General features: G+C 69.0%; 23 protein-coding genes. 18 read left to right on the forward strand and 5 right to left on the reverse strand.

Annotated features, from left to right (window positions below):
* Window positions 1-373: 373 nt before the first annotated feature.
* The 4 genes from GCG21_RS11725 to GCG21_RS11740 are packed head-to-tail and all read right to left on the reverse strand — an operon-like array spanning window position 374 to window position 6,446.
* Window positions 374-1,972 (reverse strand): HD domain-containing phosphohydrolase, encoded by a 1,599-nt coding sequence (locus tag GCG21_RS11725; protein ID WP_152909867.1) that lies wholly within the window; start codon window positions 1,970-1,972, stop codon window positions 374-376.
* A gap of 27 nt (window positions 1,973-1,999) precedes the next feature.
* Complete coding sequence (locus GCG21_RS11730) at window positions 2,000-2,656, reverse strand: TetR/AcrR family transcriptional regulator (protein WP_152909868.1); 657 nt, start codon at window positions 2,654-2,656, stop codon at window positions 2,000-2,002.
* Window positions 2,653-5,151, reverse strand: a complete 2,499-nt coding sequence (locus tag GCG21_RS11735; RefSeq protein ID WP_152909869.1) for a PEP/pyruvate-binding domain-containing protein — start codon at window positions 5,149-5,151, stop codon at window positions 2,653-2,655. The genes GCG21_RS11730 and GCG21_RS11735 overlap by 4 nt, the downstream gene beginning before the upstream one ends.
* Window positions 5,152-5,168: 17 nt before the next feature.
* The gene (locus GCG21_RS11740; protein WP_194165061.1) at window positions 5,169-6,446 is read right to left on the reverse strand and encodes an MFS transporter; all 1,278 of its coding nucleotides are present in this window, start codon (window positions 6,444-6,446) and stop codon (window positions 5,169-5,171) included.
* On the opposite strand from GCG21_RS11740, the gene GCG21_RS11745 reads away from it, so the two are divergent.
* From GCG21_RS11745 to GCG21_RS11765, 5 genes are all read left to right on the forward strand, one after another.
* Window positions 6,447-7,223 (forward strand): DeoR/GlpR family DNA-binding transcription regulator, encoded by a 777-nt coding sequence (locus GCG21_RS11745; RefSeq protein WP_370517480.1) that lies wholly within the window; start codon window positions 6,447-6,449, stop codon window positions 7,221-7,223.
* A gap of 117 nt (window positions 7,224-7,340) precedes the next feature.
* Window positions 7,341-7,601, forward strand: coding sequence for an addiction module protein (locus GCG21_RS11750; RefSeq protein ID WP_152909872.1), 261 nt, complete (start codon window positions 7,341-7,343; stop codon window positions 7,599-7,601).
* Window positions 7,591-7,848: a hypothetical protein gene (locus GCG21_RS11755; RefSeq protein WP_152909873.1), complete on the forward strand. Its 258-nt coding sequence runs from the start codon at window positions 7,591-7,593 to the stop codon at window positions 7,846-7,848. The genes GCG21_RS11750 and GCG21_RS11755 overlap by 11 nt, the downstream gene beginning before the upstream one ends.
* 62 nt (window positions 7,849-7,910) lie before the next feature.
* Window positions 7,911-8,132, forward strand: coding sequence for a TraY domain-containing protein (locus GCG21_RS11760; RefSeq protein ID WP_152909874.1), 222 nt, complete (start codon window positions 7,911-7,913; stop codon window positions 8,130-8,132).
* Window positions 8,129-8,392, forward strand: coding sequence for a type II toxin-antitoxin system RelE/ParE family toxin (locus tag GCG21_RS11765; RefSeq protein ID WP_370517481.1), 264 nt, complete (start codon window positions 8,129-8,131; stop codon window positions 8,390-8,392). The genes GCG21_RS11760 and GCG21_RS11765 overlap by 4 nt, the downstream gene beginning before the upstream one ends.
* A gap of 59 nt (window positions 8,393-8,451) precedes the next feature.
* Here GCG21_RS11765 and GCG21_RS11770 read toward each other — a convergent pair whose 3' ends face one another.
* Entirely contained in the window at window positions 8,452-9,204 is a 753-nt protein-coding gene (locus tag GCG21_RS11770; RefSeq protein ID WP_194165062.1) for a GntR family transcriptional regulator, read from the reverse strand.
* Window positions 9,205-9,332: 128 nt separating this feature from the next.
* On the opposite strand from GCG21_RS11770, the gene GCG21_RS11775 reads away from it, so the two are divergent.
* The 13 genes from GCG21_RS11775 (at window position 9,333) to GCG21_RS11835 (ending at window position 22,337) form a co-directional block, all read left to right on the forward strand.
* Complete coding sequence (locus tag GCG21_RS11775) at window positions 9,333-10,259, forward strand: carbohydrate kinase family protein (RefSeq protein ID WP_152909876.1); 927 nt, start codon at window positions 9,333-9,335, stop codon at window positions 10,257-10,259.
* Window positions 10,256-11,368 (forward strand): SIS domain-containing protein, encoded by a 1,113-nt coding sequence (locus tag GCG21_RS16300; RefSeq protein ID WP_194165063.1) that lies wholly within the window; start codon window positions 10,256-10,258, stop codon window positions 11,366-11,368. The genes GCG21_RS11775 and GCG21_RS16300 overlap by 4 nt, the downstream gene beginning before the upstream one ends.
* Before the next feature lie 23 nt (window positions 11,369-11,391).
* The gene (locus GCG21_RS11785) at window positions 11,392-11,808 is read left to right on the forward strand and encodes a secondary thiamine-phosphate synthase enzyme YjbQ (RefSeq protein WP_152909877.1); all 417 of its coding nucleotides are present in this window, start codon (window positions 11,392-11,394) and stop codon (window positions 11,806-11,808) included.
* A 28-nt stretch (window positions 11,809-11,836) separates the two neighbouring features.
* Window positions 11,837-12,766 (forward strand): nucleoside phosphorylase, encoded by a 930-nt coding sequence (locus tag GCG21_RS11790; RefSeq protein WP_152909878.1) that lies wholly within the window; start codon window positions 11,837-11,839, stop codon window positions 12,764-12,766.
* 128 nt (window positions 12,767-12,894) lie between these two features.
* On the forward strand, window positions 12,895-13,680 hold the full coding sequence (locus tag GCG21_RS11795; protein ID WP_194165064.1) for a carbohydrate kinase family protein: 786 nt from the start codon (window positions 12,895-12,897) through the stop codon (window positions 13,678-13,680).
* Between the two features lies 1 nt (window position 13,681).
* The gene (locus GCG21_RS11800) at window positions 13,682-14,599 is read left to right on the forward strand and encodes an SIS domain-containing protein (protein ID WP_152909880.1); all 918 of its coding nucleotides are present in this window, start codon (window positions 13,682-13,684) and stop codon (window positions 14,597-14,599) included.
* A 19-nt stretch (window positions 14,600-14,618) separates the two neighbouring features.
* Entirely contained in the window at window positions 14,619-16,046 is a 1,428-nt protein-coding gene (locus GCG21_RS11805) for an ABC transporter substrate-binding protein (RefSeq protein WP_152909881.1), read from the forward strand.
* Between the two features lie 66 nt (window positions 16,047-16,112).
* Window positions 16,113-17,054, forward strand: coding sequence for a carbohydrate ABC transporter permease (locus GCG21_RS11810; RefSeq protein WP_152909882.1), 942 nt, complete (start codon window positions 16,113-16,115; stop codon window positions 17,052-17,054).
* Entirely contained in the window at window positions 17,051-17,890 is an 840-nt protein-coding gene (locus GCG21_RS11815; protein ID WP_152909883.1) for a carbohydrate ABC transporter permease, read from the forward strand. Before GCG21_RS11810 ends, GCG21_RS11815 begins: the two co-directional genes overlap by 4 nt.
* A gap of 2 nt (window positions 17,891-17,892) precedes the next feature.
* Window positions 17,893-19,998: an ADP-ribosylglycohydrolase family protein gene (locus GCG21_RS11820; RefSeq protein ID WP_194165065.1), complete on the forward strand. Its 2,106-nt coding sequence runs from the start codon at window positions 17,893-17,895 to the stop codon at window positions 19,996-19,998.
* Complete coding sequence (locus GCG21_RS11825; RefSeq protein ID WP_152909885.1) at window positions 19,995-20,909, forward strand: ribokinase; 915 nt, start codon at window positions 19,995-19,997, stop codon at window positions 20,907-20,909. The genes GCG21_RS11820 and GCG21_RS11825 overlap by 4 nt, the downstream gene beginning before the upstream one ends.
* A complete protein-coding gene (locus GCG21_RS11830; protein ID WP_152909886.1) occupies window positions 20,906-21,850 on the forward strand; it encodes a nucleoside hydrolase in 945 nt (314 codons plus the stop codon). The genes GCG21_RS11825 and GCG21_RS11830 overlap by 4 nt, the downstream gene beginning before the upstream one ends.
* A gap of 145 nt (window positions 21,851-21,995) precedes the next feature.
* Window positions 21,996-22,337, forward strand: coding sequence for a hypothetical protein (locus GCG21_RS11835; RefSeq protein ID WP_152909887.1), 342 nt, complete (start codon window positions 21,996-21,998; stop codon window positions 22,335-22,337).
* The last annotated feature ends 259 nt before the right edge of the window (window positions 22,338-22,596 follow it).

Raw genomic sequence — 22,596 nt, forward strand, 5'->3', positions numbered from 1 at the left:
CCGCGAGCCGGCGCAGCGCGACGACATCAACGCACGCCGCTTCCAGCTTGCGCGAGGAACGCACCCGGTGGTGTACCCGGACAACAGGATCCGCACCGTCAACCGAGGATCAAACGGCGGCGCACCCCGCCCCTCGGGGTAGGCCGAGTGAATTTGGGGACAGGTCCGAATGCTCATCGACCGGATCGGCGATGAACTGCGCCGGATGGTCCTGCGGCAGCCATCCAGCGACGGAGGCAACAACTCGAACAGCGCGTCATCCAACTCTCCCCTTGCGACACACATGCTTTCCCGCATCCGCTGACCAAGCCGGGACCGCAACTGGCGTGCTGCTGGTCCACGCTCCTAGAAAATCCACCCGGTGGATCCAGGCTCAGTGTCCCGTGGGCGTGCCCGGGGCGCCGGCGATCCCGTGCTCCATCGCGAAGAGCGCGGCCCCGACCCGGTTCGAGACGCCGAGCTTGAGGTAGATGTGCTCGACGTGGTGCCGGGCGGTCTTCGGGGAGATGACCAGTTCCGCGGCGATCTCGCGGGTGGAGCGCCCGTGCACGATGAGGTGGAGCACCTCGACCTCCCGGGCGGTCAGCCCGGCGGGCCAGGTGCCGCGGCGCCGGGCCGGCTGCCCGTCGGCCGACAGCACCGACTCGACCGCGGCCGTATCGAGGCGCAGGTCCGCGACACAGCCGCGCAGCCTACTCGCGGCCTCGGACCGGGGCATCGCGGGCCGGTGCGGGCGCGGCTCGAGCCAGCCCTCGTAGCAGTCCGCCGCCGCGAGGATCCGGGCCGGCATTCCCGTGCCCTCCCCGCCGGTCCCGCGCGGGTATCCCGATCCGTCGAGGCGTTCGTGGTGCGCGCCCGCGAGCCGGCCCAGGCCCGCCAGCGCCGGCACCCGGGTGAGGATCCGCTCGGTGAGGTAGGGATGCAGCTGCACCCGCTCGCGCTCCGCCGGGGTGAGCGGTGCGGCCTTGTCCCACACCGAGTTCGACACCCCGAGCCGGCCGAGGTCGTGCACAAGACCGGCCCGGTGCAGGGCCGACCGATCGCCCTCGGCCATCCCGGCCACCCGCGCCGCGGCCCCGGCAAGGCGGGCGACCGCGCGCGAGTGCCCGGCCGCGTAGGCCGACTTGAGGTCGGCGAAGTCGGCCATCGCCCGCAGCGACTCGTCCAACTCGGCACCCGTGACCACCCGATCCTGCGGCGCGCACGCGAGCGCGGCCGACCACGCGTCGTCCATGAGCTCGCCCGCGAACGCGCCCGCCGGCGGCGCGGCGAGGTAGGCGCAGAACTCATCGGCCAATCCCGGGTCGAACTGGGTGCCGCGGCGGTCGCGCACCATCCGGATCGCCGCCGCCGTGCCGCCCTCGCGCAGGTGCACCTCGGCCGTGTCCGCCAGGTGCACGATCCGCATCTCGAGCGGGATCTCCTCCCCGCGCGCGCCGTCCGGGGCGCCCGCGCCGTCCCACCGCTCGAACACGTAGCCAAGCTGCCGGGCGACCACCTCGTCGATGCCCATCCGCCGGGCGAGCACCCCCGCCGACACACAGTGGGAGCGGATGAGGTCGCGCAGCGGCCGCCCGCCCATCGCGAGGAACCGGGCCGAACGCACCGCCCGGGTGCCGGCGCCCGCGCCCGCGCCCGCGGCCAGGAAGTGCAGGCTGAACCGGACGAGCGGGAGGCCGTGCTTGTCCACGGCGTAGGTGCCCGCGCGGAAGGCGATGTCGTCGCCGAACAGGGCGCTCAGTTCGGGCGAGTCGGCGTGGCAGCCGATCCAGGCGAGCAGCGAGGCGTAGAAGATCCGGTCCCGCTGCTCGGTCGGCAGGCCCAGCCGCTCGGCGAGCCCGCTGCCGAGCACGCAGGCGCGCAGCATGTGCTCCATCGGCTGCCCCAGGCCCAGGTCGATCGCCAGCGACGTGGCCGCGAGCAACTCGGCCCGCCGGGGGCGGGTCCGCGACTCGTGCGTGCTGGCGGCCATGACGGGCCTCTTCCGCGAAGGATGCGTTCAGCCTACGCCGGGCCGAGCCGGCCGGGGCTGCGAGTCCGGTGAGGGCGGCGGGGGCCGGTGCGGCCCGGCGCGGCAGAGCGGCAGCAGCACGTCGTCGACCATGCCGATGAGCACGTCCTCGCCCAGGGGCTCGTTGTGGAACAGGTAGTGGTTGCGCAGCATCGCCGCCCCCACCTCGAGCCGGGGCCCGGTCACGGCACCCGGGGGGATCTCGCCCCGTTCGACGGCGCGACGGAGCACCTCGGCCATGAGCGCCCGGTTCGTGCCACGCGAGCGGGCGCGCAACTCGCGGGCCCGGCCGGGTTCGGGCAGCGCCTCGGCGAGCATGCCCCGCAGCGCGGCCCCGGCCGGCCCCTCGAGGACGGCGGCGCTCTGGCGCAGCGCGGCGAGCAGGTCGCCGCGCAGGTCGCCGGTGTCGGGCACCTGGCCGGGTGAGGGTGCCAGCTCGTAGACGGCGTCCATGACGAGCGCGGCGCGGGAGTCCCAGCGCCGGTAGAGGGAGGCCTTGCTCGCCCCGGCGCGCCGGGCGACGGCGTCCATGGTCAGGGCCGCGTACCCCCGCTCGCGCAGTTCGGCGAGCGTGGCGGCGAGGATCGCGCGCACGAGCACGTCCCCGCGCCGGCGGGGGCTCGTGCGGTGGTCGGCGGTCGTCATCGCGGGTCTGATCCGATCACCCGTCCGCGGGTGCCGTCGACGGTGACCAGCTGGCCGTCGGCGATCACGGCCGTGCCGGATCCGGTTCCCATGACGGCGGGGAGTCCGTACTCGCGGGCCACGATCGCCGCGTGGGAGGCGGTGGAGCCGGTGTCGACCACGACGGCCGCGGCGCGCTGGAACAGCGGCGTCCACGCCGGGTTCGTGTAGGGGCACACGAGGATCTCGCCCTCGCCGAGCCGGTCGAAGTCGTCGGCGCCGCGGATGATCCGGGCGGTCCCGGTCGCGGTGCCCGAGCCCGCCGGGGTGCCGGTCACGAGCGCGTCGCCGGTGGCCGCCGCGGGGAAGACCCGGCGCGGGTCGATCATCGGCACCCCGGCGAGCTCGGCCCGCTTGGCGGCGCGCCGGCGGACCTCCTCCCGCAGCTCGTCGGACCGCGCGGGATCGATCGCGTCCGGCTCGGCGATCGCTCCCACCTCCTCCCAGCGCAGCTGGAACACGTCGGCGGGATCGTCGAGCAGTCCCGATGCGTGGAGGCGGCGCCCGAGCTCGAGGACGACGCGGCGCAGGGTCGGCAGCGCGGCGGTGAAGTAGAAGTGGGTGTCCTCCCGGAACGCGACCCCGTCGCGCGCGGCCTGCACGCGGCGGCGCATCCGCTCCCGCCGGCGCGGGCTGCGGCGCAGCAGCGGGTGGTCGAGCAGTCGCCGCAGCGCCTCGGCCGAGCGGGAGACCGCCTCCCCCGCGGCCGGTGGCCGGCCGGCGAGGGAGGTGATCATGCCGAGCACGATCTCGGGCGATTCAGCCAGCGTCGGCGGGCTGATCAGCAGCGGCGAGGCGGTCTCCCGGCGGCCGTATTCGCGCAGGAACGCCTCGAGGCCGGCGCGGAAGTCCTCGAAGCGGCCGTCCCGCTCGAGCGCGGCCGGCACGTTCACGCCGGGTGCGCCCTCGAGAAGCGAGCGCAGCCGCGGATCGGCGCGGACGTCGTCCGCAAGCCGCGCGAGCGCGCGATTGGAATCCTCGGTGCGCGTACGGACGCCGCCGAGCAGCTCCGCGAGGAGCGCGCGCCGCCCGAGCAGGGTCACCGCGAGCGTCACGCGCACGAATGCGGCGGCGGCGCCGGGCAGGTAGTCGATGCGCAGGTCGCGGCAGTAGTCCTGCGCGGTGAGGGCGCGTTCACCCGCCCCGATGAGCCCGGCCCACGGCAGCGCGGCGAGGTCGAGGGCCTCGAGGGCCGCGACCTCGGCCAGGTAGTCCACGTGTCGGGGGTCGCGGGCCCAGTCCGCGGGCCGGTATCGGCGGATGCGGCGGGCGACCGCGCCGATGCTCGCGAGCGTGCGGGGCGTGGGGTGGACGCTCGGGGGCACGATCGCGACGGCGACGCCCTCCTCCTCGCGCAGGACGTCCGCGAACAGGCCGGCGATGCCGTACTCCCGGCCGATCTCGGCCATCATCGCCGCGGGCCCGCGCGCCACGAGGGTCGTCACGTCCATCGGGTAGGGCCGCTGCGGCAGGTACTCGGTGAGGATGGCGCCCTGCAGCCGCTGCCGGCGGTTGAGCGGCACCGACGGGGGCGGCAGCGCCGTCATGGGGCGGGCCTGCAGGATCCACGCGTCGGATCCGGCGATGGCCCACTCGATGTCCTGCGGGCGGCCGAAGTGGCCCGCGATCGTGCGGGCGTGGGCGGCGAGGCCGGCGAGGGCCGCGCGCGTGAGCAGGGGTGAGCCGGGGGCGCCGTCCGCGTGCTCGTCGCGGACGACGCCGCCGCCGGCGGACGCGCGCACGATCACCTCGCCGCGGCCGGGGGTCCACTCGAGCAGGCGCCCGCGCGGGTCGAGCACGTAGTGGTCGGGGGTGACGAGCCCGGAGACGACCGCCTCGCCGAGGCCGGCGCCGGCGTCGACGAGGAGGCGGTCGCGCGCGCCGCTCACGGGATCCGCGGTGAACATGACACCGGCGAGGTCGGCCTCGACCATGACCTGGACGACGACGGCGATGCGCACGTCGGCGGGGTCGATCGAGCGGTCGCGACGGTAGGCGATCGCGCGGTCGGTCCACAGCGAGGCCCAGCAGCGGCGCACGGCGTCGACCACCGCGCCCGCGCCGACGACGTTGAGATAGGTGTCCTGTTGGCCCGCGAAGGCGGCGCCGGGCAGGTCCTCGGCGGTGGCGCTCGAGCGCACGGCGACGGCCGCGTCGGGTCCGAGCGCGCGATAGGCACCGGTGACGGCCTCGCGCAGGTCGGCGGGGACCTGCGCCGTCTCGATCGCGACCCGGAGGGTGGCGGGGGCGATGGCGGGGTCGGCGAGCAGGTCGTCGAGCCCGGCGCGGGTGGCGGCGCGTGCGTAGGCGGCCGTCGTGACGACGAAGCCCGGCGGCACGGGAAGACCGGCGTGGAGCAGCTCTCCGAGGTTGGCGGCCTTGCCGCCCACGAGGGGCAGGTCGGCCGCCCGGACGGCGTCGAGGCAGGCGACGGGGCTTTCGGCCGGGGCGTTCATGCGGGCCTGCTCCTCCCTTACGAAACTCCTCGTACTCTATCAGCGTGGGGGGCGCGGGCGCCACGGGCGTGCAGGAGCAGGGCGGCCACGGCGAGGAGCGCGACGGCGGAGATCGCGGCCGGGAGCGAGACGAGCGTGGCCACCTGGCCGATCGCGGGGCTGAGTCCGACGGCGCCGGCGCGCATGGTCCAGCTGACCAACGTGACCCCCGCATGCGGACGCAGGCCCGGAACCGCGTCGGCGCCGGCGAACGCGAGCGGCACCGTGATCGCGCAGCCGGCGCCGGCGAGCGCGAAGCCCGCGATCGTGGCGGGTGCCCAGGGGGCCCAGGCGGCGGCGACGAGGCCGGCGGCGACCGCGCTCAGGCTCGTAACCAGGGCGGCCCGGCGCCCGGCCCGGTCGATGAACCGGTCACCGAGCAGCCGGCCGGCGAACTGGGCCACGAGCAGGACGCTCAGGCCGATTCCGGCCGCGGCGGTCGGCACGCCACGCTCGGTGGCGAGCAGGACCGCCGACCAGTTGTTGCCGACGTCCTCGACCGCGAAGCCCGCGAGCGCCACGAGGGCGAGCGGGGCCAGGAGCCGCAGGGCGCGGGCGTCGATCCGGGCGGGTCGGGCGTGTGCCGTGGACTCGATGGGGTCGGCGGGCATGGCGGGCTCGGCGGGCCCTGTCGGCTGTCGGCCGGGAGGCGCGGCGGCCGGCTCGGGCAGGAAGGAGCGGGCGGAGACTCCCATGGCGACGACGGCGGCGGCGCCCCACGCGGCGAGGTGGACCGGCAGCGGCACGCCGAGGGAGGCTGCCACGGTGCCGGCGATGCCGCCGAGCGCCGCGCCGACGCTCCAGCCGGCGTGCATCGAGGAGAGCAGCGAGCGCCGGTACGCCTGCTGCACGAGCAGGCCCTGGGCGTTCTGGGCGACGTCGACCACGGCGTCCCCGAATCCCGCCAGGGCGAGGCCGCCGAGGAAGATCCACACGCTGCCGTGAGCGACCCCGGCGGCGGCCGCGAGGAGCGCGAGGGCGATCCAGGCGGTGCCGAGCGCGGCCGTGCGGCGGATTCCGAGCCGGCGCAGGATCACCCCGGGAAGGTGGAAGGAGGCCGCCGCCCCGAGGGTGAAGCCGACGACCACGAGGCCGAAGGCGGCCGCGTCGAGGGACAGGGCGGTCTTGACCTCGGCGTAGCGGGCGAGCAGGGTCGCGGGCAGGGCGCCGTTCGTGGCGAACGCGACGATCGTCGCGATCCGGGCGCGGCGGGGTGTGGATTGCACGTCGAGCACTGTTGCGGTGGAATCGAACACGTGCAACGTGCGAACCGCCTCAAAACGATCATGACCGCTGTGCGTTCCCCCGCCGGCGTGCGCGTGAGCGATCTGGTGGCGGCCACGGGCGCCTCGGCGATGACGATCCGGCGCGACCTGGGCGAGCTCGAACGCCAGGGCGTGCTCCGGCGCGTCCACGGGGGCGCCGTGAGCCTGCCCGCACGCGGGGCCCGCCCGCCCTTCGCGCTCCGCCTCGAGAGTCAGGTCGGCCTCAAGCAGGCGATCGCCCGGGCCGCGGCCGAGCTCGTGCCCGACGGGTCGAGCATCATCGTCGACGCCGGCACCACGGCAGCGGCCGTGGCCGGGGCGCTCGCCGGGAGGGACGTGACCGCGCTCGTGCTCTCGGTGCCCGCGGCCGCCGCCGCGGGGGAACGCCCGGGCGCCCGAATCATCACCCCCGGCGGCCCGCTCGATGGCGACGACCTCACCTGGTTCGGCCACCGCGCCGTGCAGGACGTGCTCGACTTCCGCGCCGACCTCGCGATCCTGGGTGTGTGCGCCTGGGACGAGCACTCCGGCCTCACCTCGACCTCCACCCAGGACGCCGAGACCAAGCGGGCCATGCTCGCCTCCGCGCGCCGCACGATCGCCGTAGCCACGCCCGACAAGCTCAACACCTCGGCCACGTTCACCGTGAGCCCGAGCGGGTCGGTCGACGCATTGATCACCGGCGCCCTGCCGGCCGAGACCCGGGCGTGGATCACGGCCGCCGGTGTCGATGTAGTGGAGGCGGGCGAGGCGGGCGCTCCCGTGTGAGGCCGGGCGACCGCTCACGCCCGGCGGGGCGATCGGCCGCGGGATTCATGTCGGTCCGAACCTGTGACCTTCCGCAGGATTCTCTGGCGTGTCGGCACGCCGCTGTACACTCGACAGATGGCACCGGAAGTCGCAGAGGTCGAGCGGGCGTTGCTCGCGCTCGCTCCCGAGGAGCGTGCCGCCGTCATCCACATGGGCCTGCTGAGTCTCGACGGTGCTCCCGCCGAGACATCACAAGATGAGATCGACGCCGCGTGGCGCACCGAGGTCGCCGGACGCCTCGATGATGTGATCGAGGGTCGGGTCCAGCTGGGGTCGTTCGAGGCCACGCGCGCCAGGTTCGTCGCCATGTACCCCCGCCCGCGCGGTGACCGATAGGCACCCCGAGCATCCCGACGCGGGTGCCGAGCTGTTCGATGCCGCGCAACGCTATGAGCAGATCGAGCCGGGACTTGGCCACGCTCTGTTCGAGCAGGTGGCCCTGGCGATCGACGCGATCGACGCGATCGACGCGATCGACGCGATCGAACAGTACCCGGACGGATGGCCGCCGTTCTCGGGCTGGGACCGTGAGCCGATCGTCCGCACCAAGGGCATCAGGCGGTTCAACTGCCGCATCGTCTAGTTTCAGACTCTGCCGGAACGCGCCTCGCTTGCTACGATACGTGTATCGCAGGAGGTGATGGCATGCCGCTGTCTATACGACTCACCGCAGAGGAAGAGGCTCGCCTCGACGCGCTCGCAGCACGTACCGGCCGCTCGAAGACCTTCTATGTGCGTCAGGCAGTCCGCGCCCACCTGGCGGACCTGGAGGAGCTCTATTGGGCCGACGAAGCCGTGCACACGTGGGAGGCATCGGGCAAGCGGTCCCGGTCGGCGCAGGAGCTCTGGGATGAGCTGGGCGTGTGAGCCACTGGCACCTCGAGATATCCCCGCAGTTCGAGAAGGCTGCGCGGAAGCTGGACAGGACCGTGCTGCGCAGGGTCAAGACCTACCTCGATGAGGTCTGCAGTCTCGAAGACCCACGTTCCCGCGGAAAAGGACTGACAGCCAGCCTGGCCGGCTATTGGCGCTACCGTATCGGTGACTACCGGGTGATCGTAGAGATTCGCGACCACGCCCTCATCATCGTAGCCATCGACCTCGGTCACCGCGCCGAGATCTACTGAATTCAGACGCCGAGCGCAGCTCAACCCCGACCAGCAGCTCCACACTTGAATCACCGGCCCTAGGCGCGCCGATCCTGGTGGTGCTCGTGATGAAACCGCACGCGGCTTCCCAGCCAGCGGGTCCGCGAGCAGCTGATGACGGCACCGTTGCCAGCAAGCGCAAGTTCACCTACAACGATGAGAGCCATATCCGGGTAGCAGCGCAGTGCGTCAGCAAGCTCTGCGGACGCACTCTCAGCATGCAGGTAGCTGTGCACAAGGTCGGGCCGGATCCCATACGCCGTGTCGAGGGTTCTCGACAACGATCCCTGAAGCAAGGGGGCATCCTCAATGCCGCGCGCAATCTGGGGCGCCAACCAGGACTCCGTCAGGCCGATCGGCGTCTCGTTCACGATCTGTAGCCGCCTGAAGTAGCGCGTACCGACGTTTTCGCTCTCGACACCCAGATCAGAGAGCAGTGCCCGAGGCGGCGCCTGACGGCGAGAGGTCGGAACCTCTTCCGAACGGGCCGACTGCGCAGACACTCGCTGTTGCCAGGGCTGCGCGATCGCCAGGTCGTGTTGAACCAGGCGGAACGAGTCCGAGACGAATGTTCCCACGCCGTGTCTCCGCTCAACATACCCGTCCTCGGCGAGCGAGGCGAGCGCCTGCCGGATAGTGATCCGACTGACGTGGAAGGTGTCGGCGAGGTCGTTCTCGCTCGGAAGCTGTTGGCTTGGCGCAAGAGCCCTTTGCTCGATCTGGCGTCGTAGCTCTCGGGCGATCTGCCCCCACCGCGCGACCGGCGAGCGTCGCTCGACTGGTGTTGCCATTTCTCCTCCGCATCGTCGCTGTCGTACCACTGTGCCAGGCGGGCACTGTCTCAACCTCCCGATGTTGGTGCTCTTGACAAGAGTACCTGAGTGGTATTGCATAGCATACAACTTCAAGGAGGCAGCCGATGGATCGCAGCGATGTCACTCTCGGTCACGTCGTGATCGACGAGGTTCGGTTGGCCGACGGCATGCTCCTCCCAGACACGCTTGGTGGAGCAGGTGCGTATGCCGTCCTTGGGCAAGCCCTCGTGACACCCAGCCCTGTTCTGGTCTCCGGGATCGGCGAAGACTTTCCGGAGAGCGCACGCAGAGATCTCGACCGCGCGGGCGTGGACGCTCGCGGGCTCGTCGCACTCGACCCTCACACACCGCGAACCCGCATCCAGTACTTCGACAACGGTGAGCGTGAGGAGGCACCGGCCTTCGGCCTGGAGCATTTCACACGCCTGGATCCCAGGCTCTCGATGCTCCCGGACGACGTCGAGCTCTCCTCCATCTATCTCTTCGACGCCCTCAATCCCCCACTCTTCGCCGGCGTGAGCGACCTGCGGCGGCGCACCGGATGCAGTGTTCTCTGGGAGATCCACGCGGGCGCTTGTACCCGTGAACGGCTCGTTGAGGTACGGCGGCAGGCCGCACAGGTCGACATCCTCTCCATCAACCGGACCGAAGCGCTCCGTCTGAGCGGTACCGACGATCTGGCACGTGCAATGGCGACGCTGCGTGGCATCGCTCCCGTCATCGCACTTCGTCTCGGTGCCGAAGGGGCTATGGCGATCTACGGCGATCACATCCTCCGTGCCGGTCCGCCGGCGGGCCCTGTTGTGGATCCGACCGGCGCGGGCAACGCATTCTCCGGCGCGTTCGTCTCCTCCTGGGCCCGCTCGGATCGAGATCTCGACGCGGCTCTGCGGCGTGCGATGGCTGCCTCCGCCCTCACAATTCGTCAGTTCGGTCCACCACCGGTAGACGACGCATTACGTCGCGAGGCCGCCGCCGTGGCGACAAGCATCACCGTATCCACCCAGCAACAGAACGGATTCCCTCTGTGACAACTCCGAACGCCCTGCACAACCAGGTCGCCAGTCTCCCCGAACTCGTTCGCACCGAGACGTGGCGGCTAGAGGACGAGCTGCGCAAGATCGTCCCCACGCGTGTGCAACATGCGATCCGGCATATCATCCTCACCGGTTCTGGCGACTCGGCCATCGCCGGGTCCGCGGCTGAACAGACATTCCGCACATTCGTGGGCGTACCGTGCATCGCCGCCACGTCTCTCCATGCCTCGCGGTATCTCCTCGGCGCGTACGACAACCAATACCCGCACACGCCCATGGTGCTGGCGACTTCGAATTCCGGTGCGGTCGCGCGCGTCGTCGAAGCCGCACAGCGCGCCAAGAGCGTTGGCGGATACGTCGTCGGTCTCACCGGTGACAGCGGTTCTCGACTCGGCCAGACCTCTGATGTGACCGTCAACGTCTCCGCTCCTGAATATCCATCGGCACCGGGGATGCGCAGCTATGTCATGGCGGTGCTGACACTCAACCTCTTCGCCATCCGTTTCGCGGAAGTCCGCGGGCGGATCACGATGGATCACGCGCAAGACCTCCGCGGCGAACTCGCGGCTCTGGGCGACGTAGTCGAACGAACCCTCGTCAACGCGGACGGCCCTCTGCGTGAACTGGCGGCCGCCTGGGCGGGGCTCCAAGGCGTCGAGTTCCTGGGCGCGGGACCAGCGCTGGCGAGCGCCGCGTTCGGAAGTGCCAAGGTGCTCGAGGCGACGGGCAAGCAGTCGTCCCACATCGACCTCGAGGAGTTCGTCCACCTCAACTACTTCGAGCGGGCCGCCGAGCAGATCGGGACGGTCCTGATCTCCGCCCCCGGCTCGGCTGCGGCCGGCCGGGCGGCCGAGGTCGCACCACTGCTGACCAATCTGCGGCGTCCGTGGCTGGCGATCGGTGATGTCCCTGGCGCCGCTGCATCCGTTGCCCTTCCGCCGGTGCGGGAGGAGTTCGCGCCGGTCGTCGAGGCGGCCATCGTTGGCAGCCTCGCTGCCCATCTCATGGACGCCACCGGCGAAACGCCTGGGCGCGGCGCGGTCGGTCAGTGGGCCGACTGCGCCGGGGGTGCGACGACCCGTGACTCAGCCCTCGTTCTCTGACCTACACCACCGAAGGATCACACATGGCTACTCCCGTCCGTTTCCCGCTCCACACCGAGGGCAACCACGCGTACAACATCCAGGACCAGATCGATGAAGCCGTCGTCTCCAGCGGTGTGACCGAAGGGCTTGTCACGATCGTCGCTCCGCACACGACCGCGGCGCTCGGAATCATCTCGTATCACGACCCCCTCGGCCTTGAGGATGTCATGGACGAGTTCGAACGTCTCATTCCAGCACGGATCACCTTCAAGCATGAGCACGACACTCCGCAAGACGCCGCCGGGCATGTGAAGTCGACCATGGTCGGCCCCACGTTGACGCTCATCGTCACCGAGGGCCGAGTCCTCGTGGGCCACTCCCAGAAGGTCTACTTCCTCGAATTCGACGGCCCGCGTAAACGCCAATTCTTCGTCAAGGTGACGCCGGACGCTTCCTGAGACGAGCAGGTCCAAAGGAGGAATAATCATGAACGCCGCCCGCAGAGCCGGGATTCCCCATGACAACCGGGACATCCTTGCGCGCTACGCCTATCGCGACAACGTCCCCGCAGACGGCCTGAAGATCGATGGCCGCCCTGCACTCACGCAGGTCGATCCGACACGGGTGGGACGGTATGTACTCCTCCTCGTACGCGATCCCCTGTGCGCCTATGACGACGACCCCGCCGCTCAGTTTGCCGCACGTCTCGACGATGTCGACCTGGTCGGTCGCTCGGGGATGTTCACGACGTACAGCGGCACCTACGACGGTGCGCCGATCTCCATCCTCAGCGGAGGCTCGGGGGGACCCGAGGCCGAACTCGCCCTCATGGAGTTGTTCGAGCACACGAACGCCGACACGTTCGTGCGAGTCGGCGGCTCCGGCGGCATGCACCCGTCCGTGCGTCCCGGCGATCTCGTTGTGACGACTGGCGTGGTGCGCGACGAAGGCATGACAACCGCGTATGTTCCGTCGTCATATCCGGCCGCGTCGGCGCCCGAGGTCGTGCTCGCGCTGGCTCAGGCTGCATCGGATCTCACGATCAGGCACCACATCGGGCTGACTCGATCGACCGACTCGGACTACGTCGGTGGCGGCAGGCCCGGCGCTCGGGGTTTCCTTCCCGCCTCTCAGCTGGACGTCGTTGACTCATGGTCACGGGCGGGAGTACTCAACGGTGATCGCGAGTCTGCGGCGATCGTCACGCTCGCCGCCCTCTACGGGCTGCGCGGCGGTTCCGTCTGCTCCGTCGCGGACAACATCACGACCGGCGAGAGGTTCGCCGCCGGAGCCGGCCATACGGCCGCGATGGACGTCGCCCTCGCAGGGATGGCACGTCTATACCGTATGGACGCTGAGCGTGATACGGCCGGCGGCACGATGTGGCTGCCTTCCCACCGCGGCGGCCACGTATGAGGATTGTGGAGGTACAGGCCGGAGTCAGCCGCGACCACCTGGTCACGGTCGGTTGCGCGCCGGCGTACGACCAGGCCGGTGGCCCGGGTCTGTACGGAGCGCTTGGCGCCGCCCGTGCTAGTGAGGTCGTGGACGGGCGGCTCGGTACCCGCACACGCGTGCGCCTGCGTGCCGACCTGCCGTCTGCGGAGGCCGATATCCGGCAGATCCTCACCGATGCGGGAATCGACCTGAGCGCTTGCACGAACGGCGCCATATCACGCGTCTGGATCCTGAACGCGCCCGAGGGGCGCCGCGTGCTGTCCACCACCCCGCCGACTCACGAGCTGGACGAACGAGAGCATTCGCCCGTTGAGACCCGATCCGCCGGCACGCGCCGAGACACCGCTGCGCTATTGCGCAGCTCACCAGGCGGTGGACTCGACGATGCCGCCCGCCCCGCTGTGGTTGTTGTCGACCCTGACCAGCGGGTGGTTGCCACCCGAGGGTGGGAGTACTTCGCGGAGCTCACCTCGACGACCGACGTCTTCATGCCCAGCCGGGTGCAGCTCTCACAGCTGCTTCCCGATCCCGTTGCTGGCGCGCACGAGCTACGCCGCCGAACCGGCCGGACCGTGGTCGCCCGTCTCGATGCGGAGGGTTCCCTTGTCCTACCGGCTCAGGGCGGGTCGTGGCGCGTTGTGCCGGCACCTGTCGAGGTCGTCGACACGACGGGTGCCGGGGATTCTCACGCAGGGGCGTTCACGGCCGCCCTCTCCGACCTCCGCGATGCGCAAGCCATGATCGACGCCGTTGTCGTCGCGACGGCGGTCGTCTCCCGCACACTCGCCGCGCCCGGCGCGACCGCTCTTGCCGCCGGACCGGCGGTTTCCGACGCAGACCTGCACGCTGTCCACGTCCACAAGGAGGACTGACATGAACCACCATCCCCAAGCCGCGATTCTCTCTCGCCTCGATATCCCGGACGTCACGCCACTGGGCGGCCGCCGCGCGGCCTTCCTCGGATGTGGCGACTCACTGGCCGCCGCGCGACCGGCAGAACAACTCGGCCATCGCGTCCTCTCGGCCGGCGACGTCGCTTGGGGTGGCGGGGCGCCACAGGGGGTGGACGTCGTCGTTCCGCTGTCGTGGTCGGGCAAGACCGGCGCCACCATCCGGGCGGCTCAGATCGCGAAAGATGCTGGTCTGCCGGTCATTGCCGTGACGACCAATGCGGCCTCCCCGCTGGCCGAGCTCGCCGACGACGTCGTGATCGTTCCCGCTTTCGATCACACGGAGGACATCCCCGCGGTGGGCTACGCCGTCCACTCGGCCGCCGTGGCCGCGCTGGTAGGCGACCGGATCGATCTGGTCCAGGTCGCGTCCGATTGGGCGAACGCTCACGGCGGGATCGGCCGGCTGTACAGCGCCAGCGGCCCCAAGCCGCGTGGAATGACGATTGCGACGACCGCCGACGCGCACGGCGCCGGGGAGTTCTGGATGCTCAAGCTCATCGAGGCCACCGGCCTGACCGCTCGCACCACGGGCGTGGAGGAGGTCGGTCACGTCGACTACTTCCTCGGACCGCAGCAGCATCTCGCCCTCATGCTCGCGGGCGATGCCGTCTCTGAAAGAGCCACGGCACTCGGCGACGCACTCGCCCGCAACGGCCAGCAGGTCGTGCAGGTGCGGTTGGCGGAGTACACCACGCTCACCGGCTGGTCTCGGCAGGTCCTCGGAGGCGTGATCGGCGCCGACTACTCGGCGGTCCTCGCCACGGGTTGGGACCGGCCGTTCTTCCGTGGCGGACAGGTCGACATGTCGGCACGCCACATCCAGGTCCCCGTCGGCTGACACGGGACTCCGTCCGGGCATGCCCCCATGCGCGGAACCACAGCCACGGCCGCGGGCCGGGCACGACTCAACGAGGAGTACCAACATGACAATCCGACGTACGTTCACGAAGCTCGCCGCGATCGGCGCGGCCAGCGCCCTGCTGGCCGCCTGCGGCGGGTCGGGCGACGGCACAAGCGCTGGAGCGGACGGGCGCGAGAACATCGAGATGTGGTTCTGGGGTGCGACGCCGAACCAGCGCGCCGCGCTCGAAGAGAACCTCATCGATGCCTACAACGAGTCCCAAGACGAGTTCACGCTGACCGTCACGTTCAACGAGCGGGTCGACAGCAACGTCCAGACCGCGCTCTCGGCTGGCGAGGGGCCAGATATCGTCTACGGCTCCGGCCCATCCTTCGTCTCGCCCTATGCTCAGGCTGGCAAGCTCGTCGACCTCGATGATTACTCCGAGGAATACGGTTGGCAGGACCGGATCCTTCCCCCGATCTACGAGTCGGGAACCGTCGACGGCAGTCTTTATGCGGTCGCCAACTCGATCAACACGGTCGGGGTGTTCTACAACACGGCGGTCCTCGACGAACTCGGAGTGGCCGTACCGACCGACCTGGCGTCGTTCGAGAAGGCGTTGGCCGCTGCCAAGGATGCGGGACTCTATCCCTCTGTCACCGGCAACAAGGGGTGGCAACCAGTGAACGAGAACTACGCGTCGATGTTCCTCACCGCCGTCGCCGGCCCCGATGCGCTGTACAAGGCGCTCACCGGCGAGAAGCCGTGGACCGATGACGCGTTCGTCGACGCCGTCGCGATGAGCGCTGAGTGGTACCAGAACGGGTATCTCGGTGGCGGTCAGTACACCAACCTGAACTTCCTCGAGTCGATGCAGCTCCTGGCGGACGGGCAGTCTCCGTTCTTCATCGGTCCGACGCTCGCCTTCCAATTCGCGGCGGAGTTCTTCAACGAGGACGCGGGCAATGTCGAGGACCTCGGCTTCATGCCCTTCCCGACAGCCGGTGAAGGCCTCGACTCGCCGTTGTTCACCCTGGGCACGACAGCGTCGTTCTCCATCAACGCGGCGAGCAAGCACCCGGATGCGGCGGCAGCCGTCATCGACATGATGATGACCGAGGACTTCATGACGGAGATGAGCGGCGTGTGGCCCGGCTACTGGGCGGTGCCGCTCGTCGGCGTCGAACTCGATCCCTCAAGCTATGACGGCCTGTCGGTAGCGTTCGCGGAGGCGATCAACGAGATCATGCCAGCCGTTGAGGACGGCCGCTTCGGCTACTTCACGGGCACGTTCTTCCCGCCCCAGACGCAGCAGGCTCTCGTCGACATCGACACGGTGTGGGCAGGAAAGGTGGATGCGGACTCCTTCATGGAAGGGGTCGAGCAGACCTTCGCAAAGGAGTTCGAGGCCGGAGCGGTGCCGCCGATCCCGGCCCCTTGACCGATATGCACACGGGTGGCGGAGCCCAGCTCCGCTACCCGCCCATCCGATAGTGAAGGACCAGCCATGGCAGAGCCTTCCCGTGTAGCAGCGGCGGCCGCTTCGGGAGCGGTGGCGCCGCGCGCCGCACTCCCCCGACGACGGCGCCATTCCCATCTCACCCATTACCTCCTCCTCGCGCCCGCGATCCTGCTCTCGATGGCGATCGTGCTCCTGCCGGGCATCTTCACGGCGGCGACGTCGCTCACCGACTGGGACGGCGTGAGCACCTCGCCGGCATTCGTCGGCCTCGACAACTACGTCGAGCTCTTCACCGATCCCGTCTTCCGCACCGCACTCAAGAACAACATCATCTGGACGCTCCTCTTCGTCAGCATTCCCGTAGTGCTCGGCCTCGGCGTGGCCATGTTGCTCCTGAAGAGACCACGCACGCGGGCTCTCTATCAGGTGATCTTCCTGCTGCCCTACGTCATGGCTGCCATCACGAATGCCATCGTGTGGCTCAACATGATCTACAGCCCGATCTCTGGGATCGTAGGCTTCCTCAACAAGCACGGCATCGGCATCGATTCACCGTTGGCGAGCACCGACTGGGCCATCTATGCGGTAGCCGCCGTAGACATGTGGCACTACTGGGGCTTCCTGCTCGTGGTCTATCTCGCGGCTCTCCGGCAGACTCCGATCGATCAGGTCGAGGCAGCCCAACTCGAAGGCGCGAACTCCTGGCAGGTGTTCCGGTACGTATATCTGCCGAGCATCAAACCGACGCTGCAGCTGATGTTCGTGATGATCACGATCTTCTCCTTCCTCACCTTCGACTACATCTTCCTGATGACCCAAGGCGGGCCGGCGAACTCCACGGAGATCCTCAGCACTGTGGCGTACAGCATGGCGTTCGCCACCTTCCAATTCGGTAAGGCCGCAGCCGTCGGGATCGTGATGGGCCTCTTCGGCCTTGTCGCCGCAGTCTTGTACACCCGTCTGAGTAGAAGGGGCATGGACGTATGAACAACCGCGCTGCTCGCCGCGCATTGCGGGCGACTCCGGGACATATCATCCTGGCTGCGCTCGCGATCATCGCGCTCTTCCCGATCGCCCTCGTCCTCCTGAACGCCCTGAAAGACGCACCTGAGGTTGTGCGCAATCCGCTCGCACTACCTGAGAAGATCGACTGGGCGAACTTCCTCGAGGCGTGGACCTACGGCAACTTCGGCCGGGGCTTCGTTAACAGCATTCTTCTCAGCGGCACGACGATCGTGACCGTACTCGTAACGGCAACACCCGCCGCCTTCGTGCTCGCCGCCCGGAAGATCAAGATCGCTGGTGGAGTCATGATCTATCTCATGATGGCCATGACGGTACCGATCCAACTGTTCCTCTTCCCCCTCTACGCCGCCTTCGCCCAGCTCGGCCTGCTGAGCAATGTGTTCGCCGTGGGAGTCGTCATCGCCGCGATCAATATGCCGTTGTCGGTCCTCCTCCTGCGCACGTTCTTCCTTCGCATCCCCGCGGAGTTGCCCGAAGCAGCTGCCATGGACGGCGCCAACACCGGCCAGGTGCTCCGGCATATCCTCATGCCAGCTGTGAGTCCGGGGTTGATCACCGTCGGTATCGTCGTCGGGCTGATGGCCTGGAACGAGTACCTCATCTCCGTGACGTTCCTTCAGGATCCCGGCAGTTACACTGCGACGCTGGGCTTCTTGTCGCTGACCGGCACGTTCGCGGTCGACCAAGGCGTCCTGATGGCAGGCGCGGCGCTCCTCATTATCCCGATCATCGCATTTTTCCTCATCGCACAGCGAAAGTTCGTCGACGGTTTCGTGAGCGGCTCGGTGAAGGGATGAATATGCCTCCTCAGGATTACCTCCTGCGAACGTACGCGGGAATTCTCGGAAAGATCATCGGTGTCTACCTGGGGCGGCCCGTCGAGGGCTGGCCCGTGGAGGATATCGAGCACCGGTTCGGCACATTGACCCACTATGTCAACCATGAGCTCGGCATCCCGGTCGTGACCGCGGACGACGACATCTCCGGTAGCTTCGCCTTCGCTCGTGCCGTGGTCGACCATGGTCGGGCCGGCGGCCCTTCAGCGCAGCAGATCGGGCAGACCTGGCTCAACTACATCATCGAGGACAAGACGATCCTCTGGTGGGGAGGGCGGGGACGATCGACGGAGCACACCGCCTATCTCAATCTCGCCGCCGGGATTCCCGCACCGCAGAGCGGGTCGTTCGAGCGCAATGGCAGGACCCTCCCGGTGCAGGTGGGTGCGCAGATCTTCGTGGATGCGTTCGCCATGACGTCCCCCGGAGATCCGGAGCGGGCCGCCGCCCTTGCGCGGGCCGCAGCGAGCGTCAGCCATGACGGCGTTGCCGTTGAGGCCGCCGGCTTCGTCGCAGCGATGGAAGCGCTCGCATACACGGAGCGCAGTCTCGATGTTCTCGTCACGATGGCTGCGAACGAGCTGACTGATACGACACTGCTTCGAATCGTCGAGGATGTGCGTCGGTGGTGCGCCGGAACGGACGATTGGAGGGCGGTCCGTCAGCGGATCGAACAGCGGTACGGGTACTCGGTCTTCACAGGTCCGTGCCCTCTCACGACGAACAGCGCGGCGGTGCTCGCCGCGTTGCTCCTCGGGGGCGACAGTTTCCACCGGGCGGTCTCTATAGCGGCGTCCGCCGGGTGGGACACCGACTCGAATGCGGGAGTCGTCGGTGCGATCGACGGAATCCGCCTCGGTCTGTCCGGTGTCGATGCCGAGGCCGATCTGCGTGGGCCTGTGGCCGACCAGATGCTCGTCGTCACGGCCGACGGCGGCGAGTGCATCACCGACGCCGTCCGCGAGACGCTCGCCGTGGATGCCGGGAGGCGGGTTCTCGACGGGCAGGAGCCTGCGCCACGGCCTCGCCGGTTCTCATTCTCCCTGCCCGGCTCTGTCCAGGGATTCGTTCGCTGCCCCTACGTCTCCTCCCCCTATAGCTCCGTTGTGACGGGCAATGCGGGTCCCGGCCTCAATCTGGATGTTCGAGGGACCGGTCCTGGGGCGGCCGCGGCGGTGTCGACGCCGACCTTCCTCGAGCGCCCGAAGGCGGGCGACAACTTCTCCACCCTCGCCAGCCCGACGCTCTACCCCGGACAGACGATACGTGCCCGGGTACGGGCGGCAGAGTATCGGGAGAACCTCACGGTGAGCCTGTACGTTCTCGCCGAGGATTCGAGCGGTGAGCTGGCCATGACCGCCTCCCCGCCCGCCATCGTCGACACTACCGGGCACGATCTGGTGTGGACCGTTCCGGACGTCGGTCCGAATCCGATCATGAGGGTAGGGCTACGGATCACGGCCGCACGCCGTTTCGACGGCGAGGTGGTGGTCGAACACCTCGACTGGACGGGAGCCCCGAGTCGCTATCGACAGTCCGGAGTCCTGTTGACCTCGATCTGGGATCTCGAGCCGGAGGCGCTGCGCCAATGGGTGAGCTCGGCAACGAACTTCGAACCGGATTTTCGTTATACGTACTCCGTCTCTCACCCCGAAGGCACAGGTATCGCAACCGTCGGCACCCGGGACTGGGATGACTACACGGTCTCTTCAACTCTCGTCTTCAACCCGCATGAGCGGGGAGGGATCGTGGCCAGGGCCCGGGGACACCGCAACTACTACGCTGCAGTCCTCGACGACTGGAGCAAGCTGACGCTCATCCGCCGCGATCACGACGTCACGCATGTCCTCGCACGTGTCGATCTTCCTTACACGGAGGACTCCCCTGTCGCCGTAGCGCTGACCTGTCAAGGGAACCGGCTGACGTGCACGGTAGACGGCTCCCGGGTGCTCGCGGCGGAAGACGATTCTCCGCGCGCCTTGCGAAGCGGTGGTGCCGGCTTCCTGATCACCACTGGAACAATGCTCGCGGACGGCTTCCTCGTCACCACTGCGGGGTCGGATCGATGAAGCCCGACGTCACCGTCGTCGGCAGCCTCAACGGCGACCTCATCGTCCGGGTACCGACCGTTCCCGTCGGGGGCGAGACCACGCTCGTTCATGGCCACGAGCAGGGGTTGGGCGGCAAGGGTGGTAATCAGGCCGTGGCCGCCGCCCGCCTCAACGCTGCAGTCGCCATGGTCGCGCGTGTAGGGGACGACGACGCCGGTCGGCGGTACCTCGACCTGTTCGACCAGGAGTTGGTCGACCGGCAGCGCGTCAGCGTGGATTCCCAGCACAAGAGCGGTCTGGCCGTCGTCCTCCTGGAGGACTCAGGGCAGAACCGGATACTGGTGAGCCCGGGAGCCAACGCGGCCCTATCCCCCACCGACGTATCCGCGGCAGGCCAGGCGATTCGCGATTCTCGCGTGGTGCTTGCGCAGCTCGAGGTGCCGATCGAGGCGGTCGTGACGGCATTTCAGTTAGCGGAGGGGATTCGCATCCTCAACGCCGCCCCGGCCGCCCGGCTGCCGAGCGAGCTCTTGGATCTCACTGACGTGCTGATCGTGAATGAGACGGAGCTTGCGGCGGTCACCCGTGGCGAGATTCCAGCGAATCCGGCGCAGGCCGCAATCGCCGCTGCACACACCGGCTGTCGCGGCACGGTGATCGTCACGCTCGGCGTGCAAGGCAGCATCGCGCACGAGTCGGATGGGCGATGGTGGCACGAGCCGGCCCGTCCCGTCGCCGCCGTCGACACGACCGCTGCCGGCGACGCGTTCTGCGGAGCCCTTGCCGTGGAGCTCGGCAAGGGCGCGCCGCTTCAACAGGCCATGGCCCACGCCAACCTCGTCAGCGCCGTGACGGTCACCCGGCCCGGCGCCATCTCATCTCTGCCCACCATCACGGACCTCACGATCAAAGGACAGCCCACGCAATGAAACTGCTCATCGACTGCGATCCCGGCCTGGACGACGCCGTTGCGATCATCTCCGCCCTCAAGCACGCCGACGTCGAGGTACTTGCCCTGACGGCGGTGACGGGCAACCTTCCGGCCGACCGCACATCCGCCAACGCCCGCAAGATCCTCGAGCTCATGGACGCCACCGATATCCCGGTCGCGCAAGGGCCGCTGCAACCGCTCTCGCGTGAGTATCCCGACGACCCGTTCTCTCACGGCGACGACGGACTGGCCAACACAGGTCTCCCCGAGCCGACTGTGGACCTCGATCCTCGTGATGCCGCTCAGCTGATCGTGGACGTCGTGAACGACCAGCCGGGCGAGGTGAGCATCGCGGCCCTAGGGCCGCTCACCAACCTCGCTCTCGCCCTTCGGATCGACTCGGATCTGCCGCAGAAGGTTCGGCGCGTCACCGCAATCGCCGGCTCCTACGGCTTCACTCCATACGCATGGACGCAGGCCACCGGCGACAACCCCGTCAGCGAATGGAACGTGTACGTCGACCCTGGTGCGGCGGCCGAGGTCTTCGCCGCCGGATTCGACCTGACCGCGGTCGGCCTCGACACGGCGACCCACCCCGACGTCAACCTGGACGAGCGCCGGCTCGACGTACTTAAGAACAGCGACCGGCCCGAAGCGCGCTTCGCTGCGACCACAGTCGACTTCGTACGTGCGCGCAATTACCAGAGCTACTGTGCCTTGATCGACTCGATGGCGATCGCGGCCCTGACCAATCCCGAGTGGTTCACAACCGAGCGTGTCCGGTGTGCCGTGGAGACCGCCGGTGAGATCACCCTGGGCATGACGGTCGTCGACCGTCGCAACCACCACGCCTGGGAACACCTGCCGGTTCTGCAAGCCGTCAGCGACGTCGACTACAGCGCATACCTCGACGATCTCGTGGAGACCCTTGCAAGCTGAATCCCGCTCAGTCGGAGGAGGTCGCGCTAGCTGTTGTCGACTTTCCGACGCTGGCAGCCCGTGACTGCCGCTCTCGCGGCGCACCTGGCAGCGATGGTGCTCGTGTACTTCCTCTGTTCGGACGGGCACCCGCCGTCGCAGACCGGTGGCGCTTGTAACGTGCGCGTCGGCCGCGCTCCTCGTCGCGCTCATCCCGGGTTTACTCGCGCCCGTCGGCCCGCTCGCAGCGGTTTCGAACCCCGTCGGGGTCGTCGCCGTGGCGGCCGGTCTTCTTCCCGTGGCGGTCGCGGCGATCAACGTCTCGTTCCTCGCCGGACTCATCGCGTTGCGCCGCCGCGTGCGCACGGTCGAGGCGAGGCTGCGGCTGGTCTTCTGGCTGGGGACCGCAAACCTGCTCGTCGGCCTGCTCTTCGTGTCAGCCCCCGCTGGCTGGACCGCCACGCTCAGGGTGCCCGGTAACGCTCAGGACTGCTGCACGGTCAGGTGATGTTGATGATGAGGGGGTCTCGTCGACGGCGCGTGTGACTGTATAGGTGACCGATAGCCGAAGAGCTTGTCTTGGAACTGATCCGTCCCGCGCGCCGGCTGAGGTGTGTCTGAGTTAATGCGGCGTTCGCGGTTTTTTATACCCAGCATGGAGCGGTGCGCGTTCATGGTTGGGTTTCCTTCAGGTTCTGACGATAGCTGATGCGGTCGGTGCGTGCCTGGGCCAGGCCCTCGCGGCGTGCTTGGCGGATCTTTTCGCC

It is taken from the genome of Pseudactinotalea sp. HY160 (genome assembly GCF_009372055.1).
In the GTDB taxonomy this organism is placed as follows: Bacteria; Actinomycetota; Actinomycetes; order Actinomycetales; family Beutenbergiaceae; genus HY158.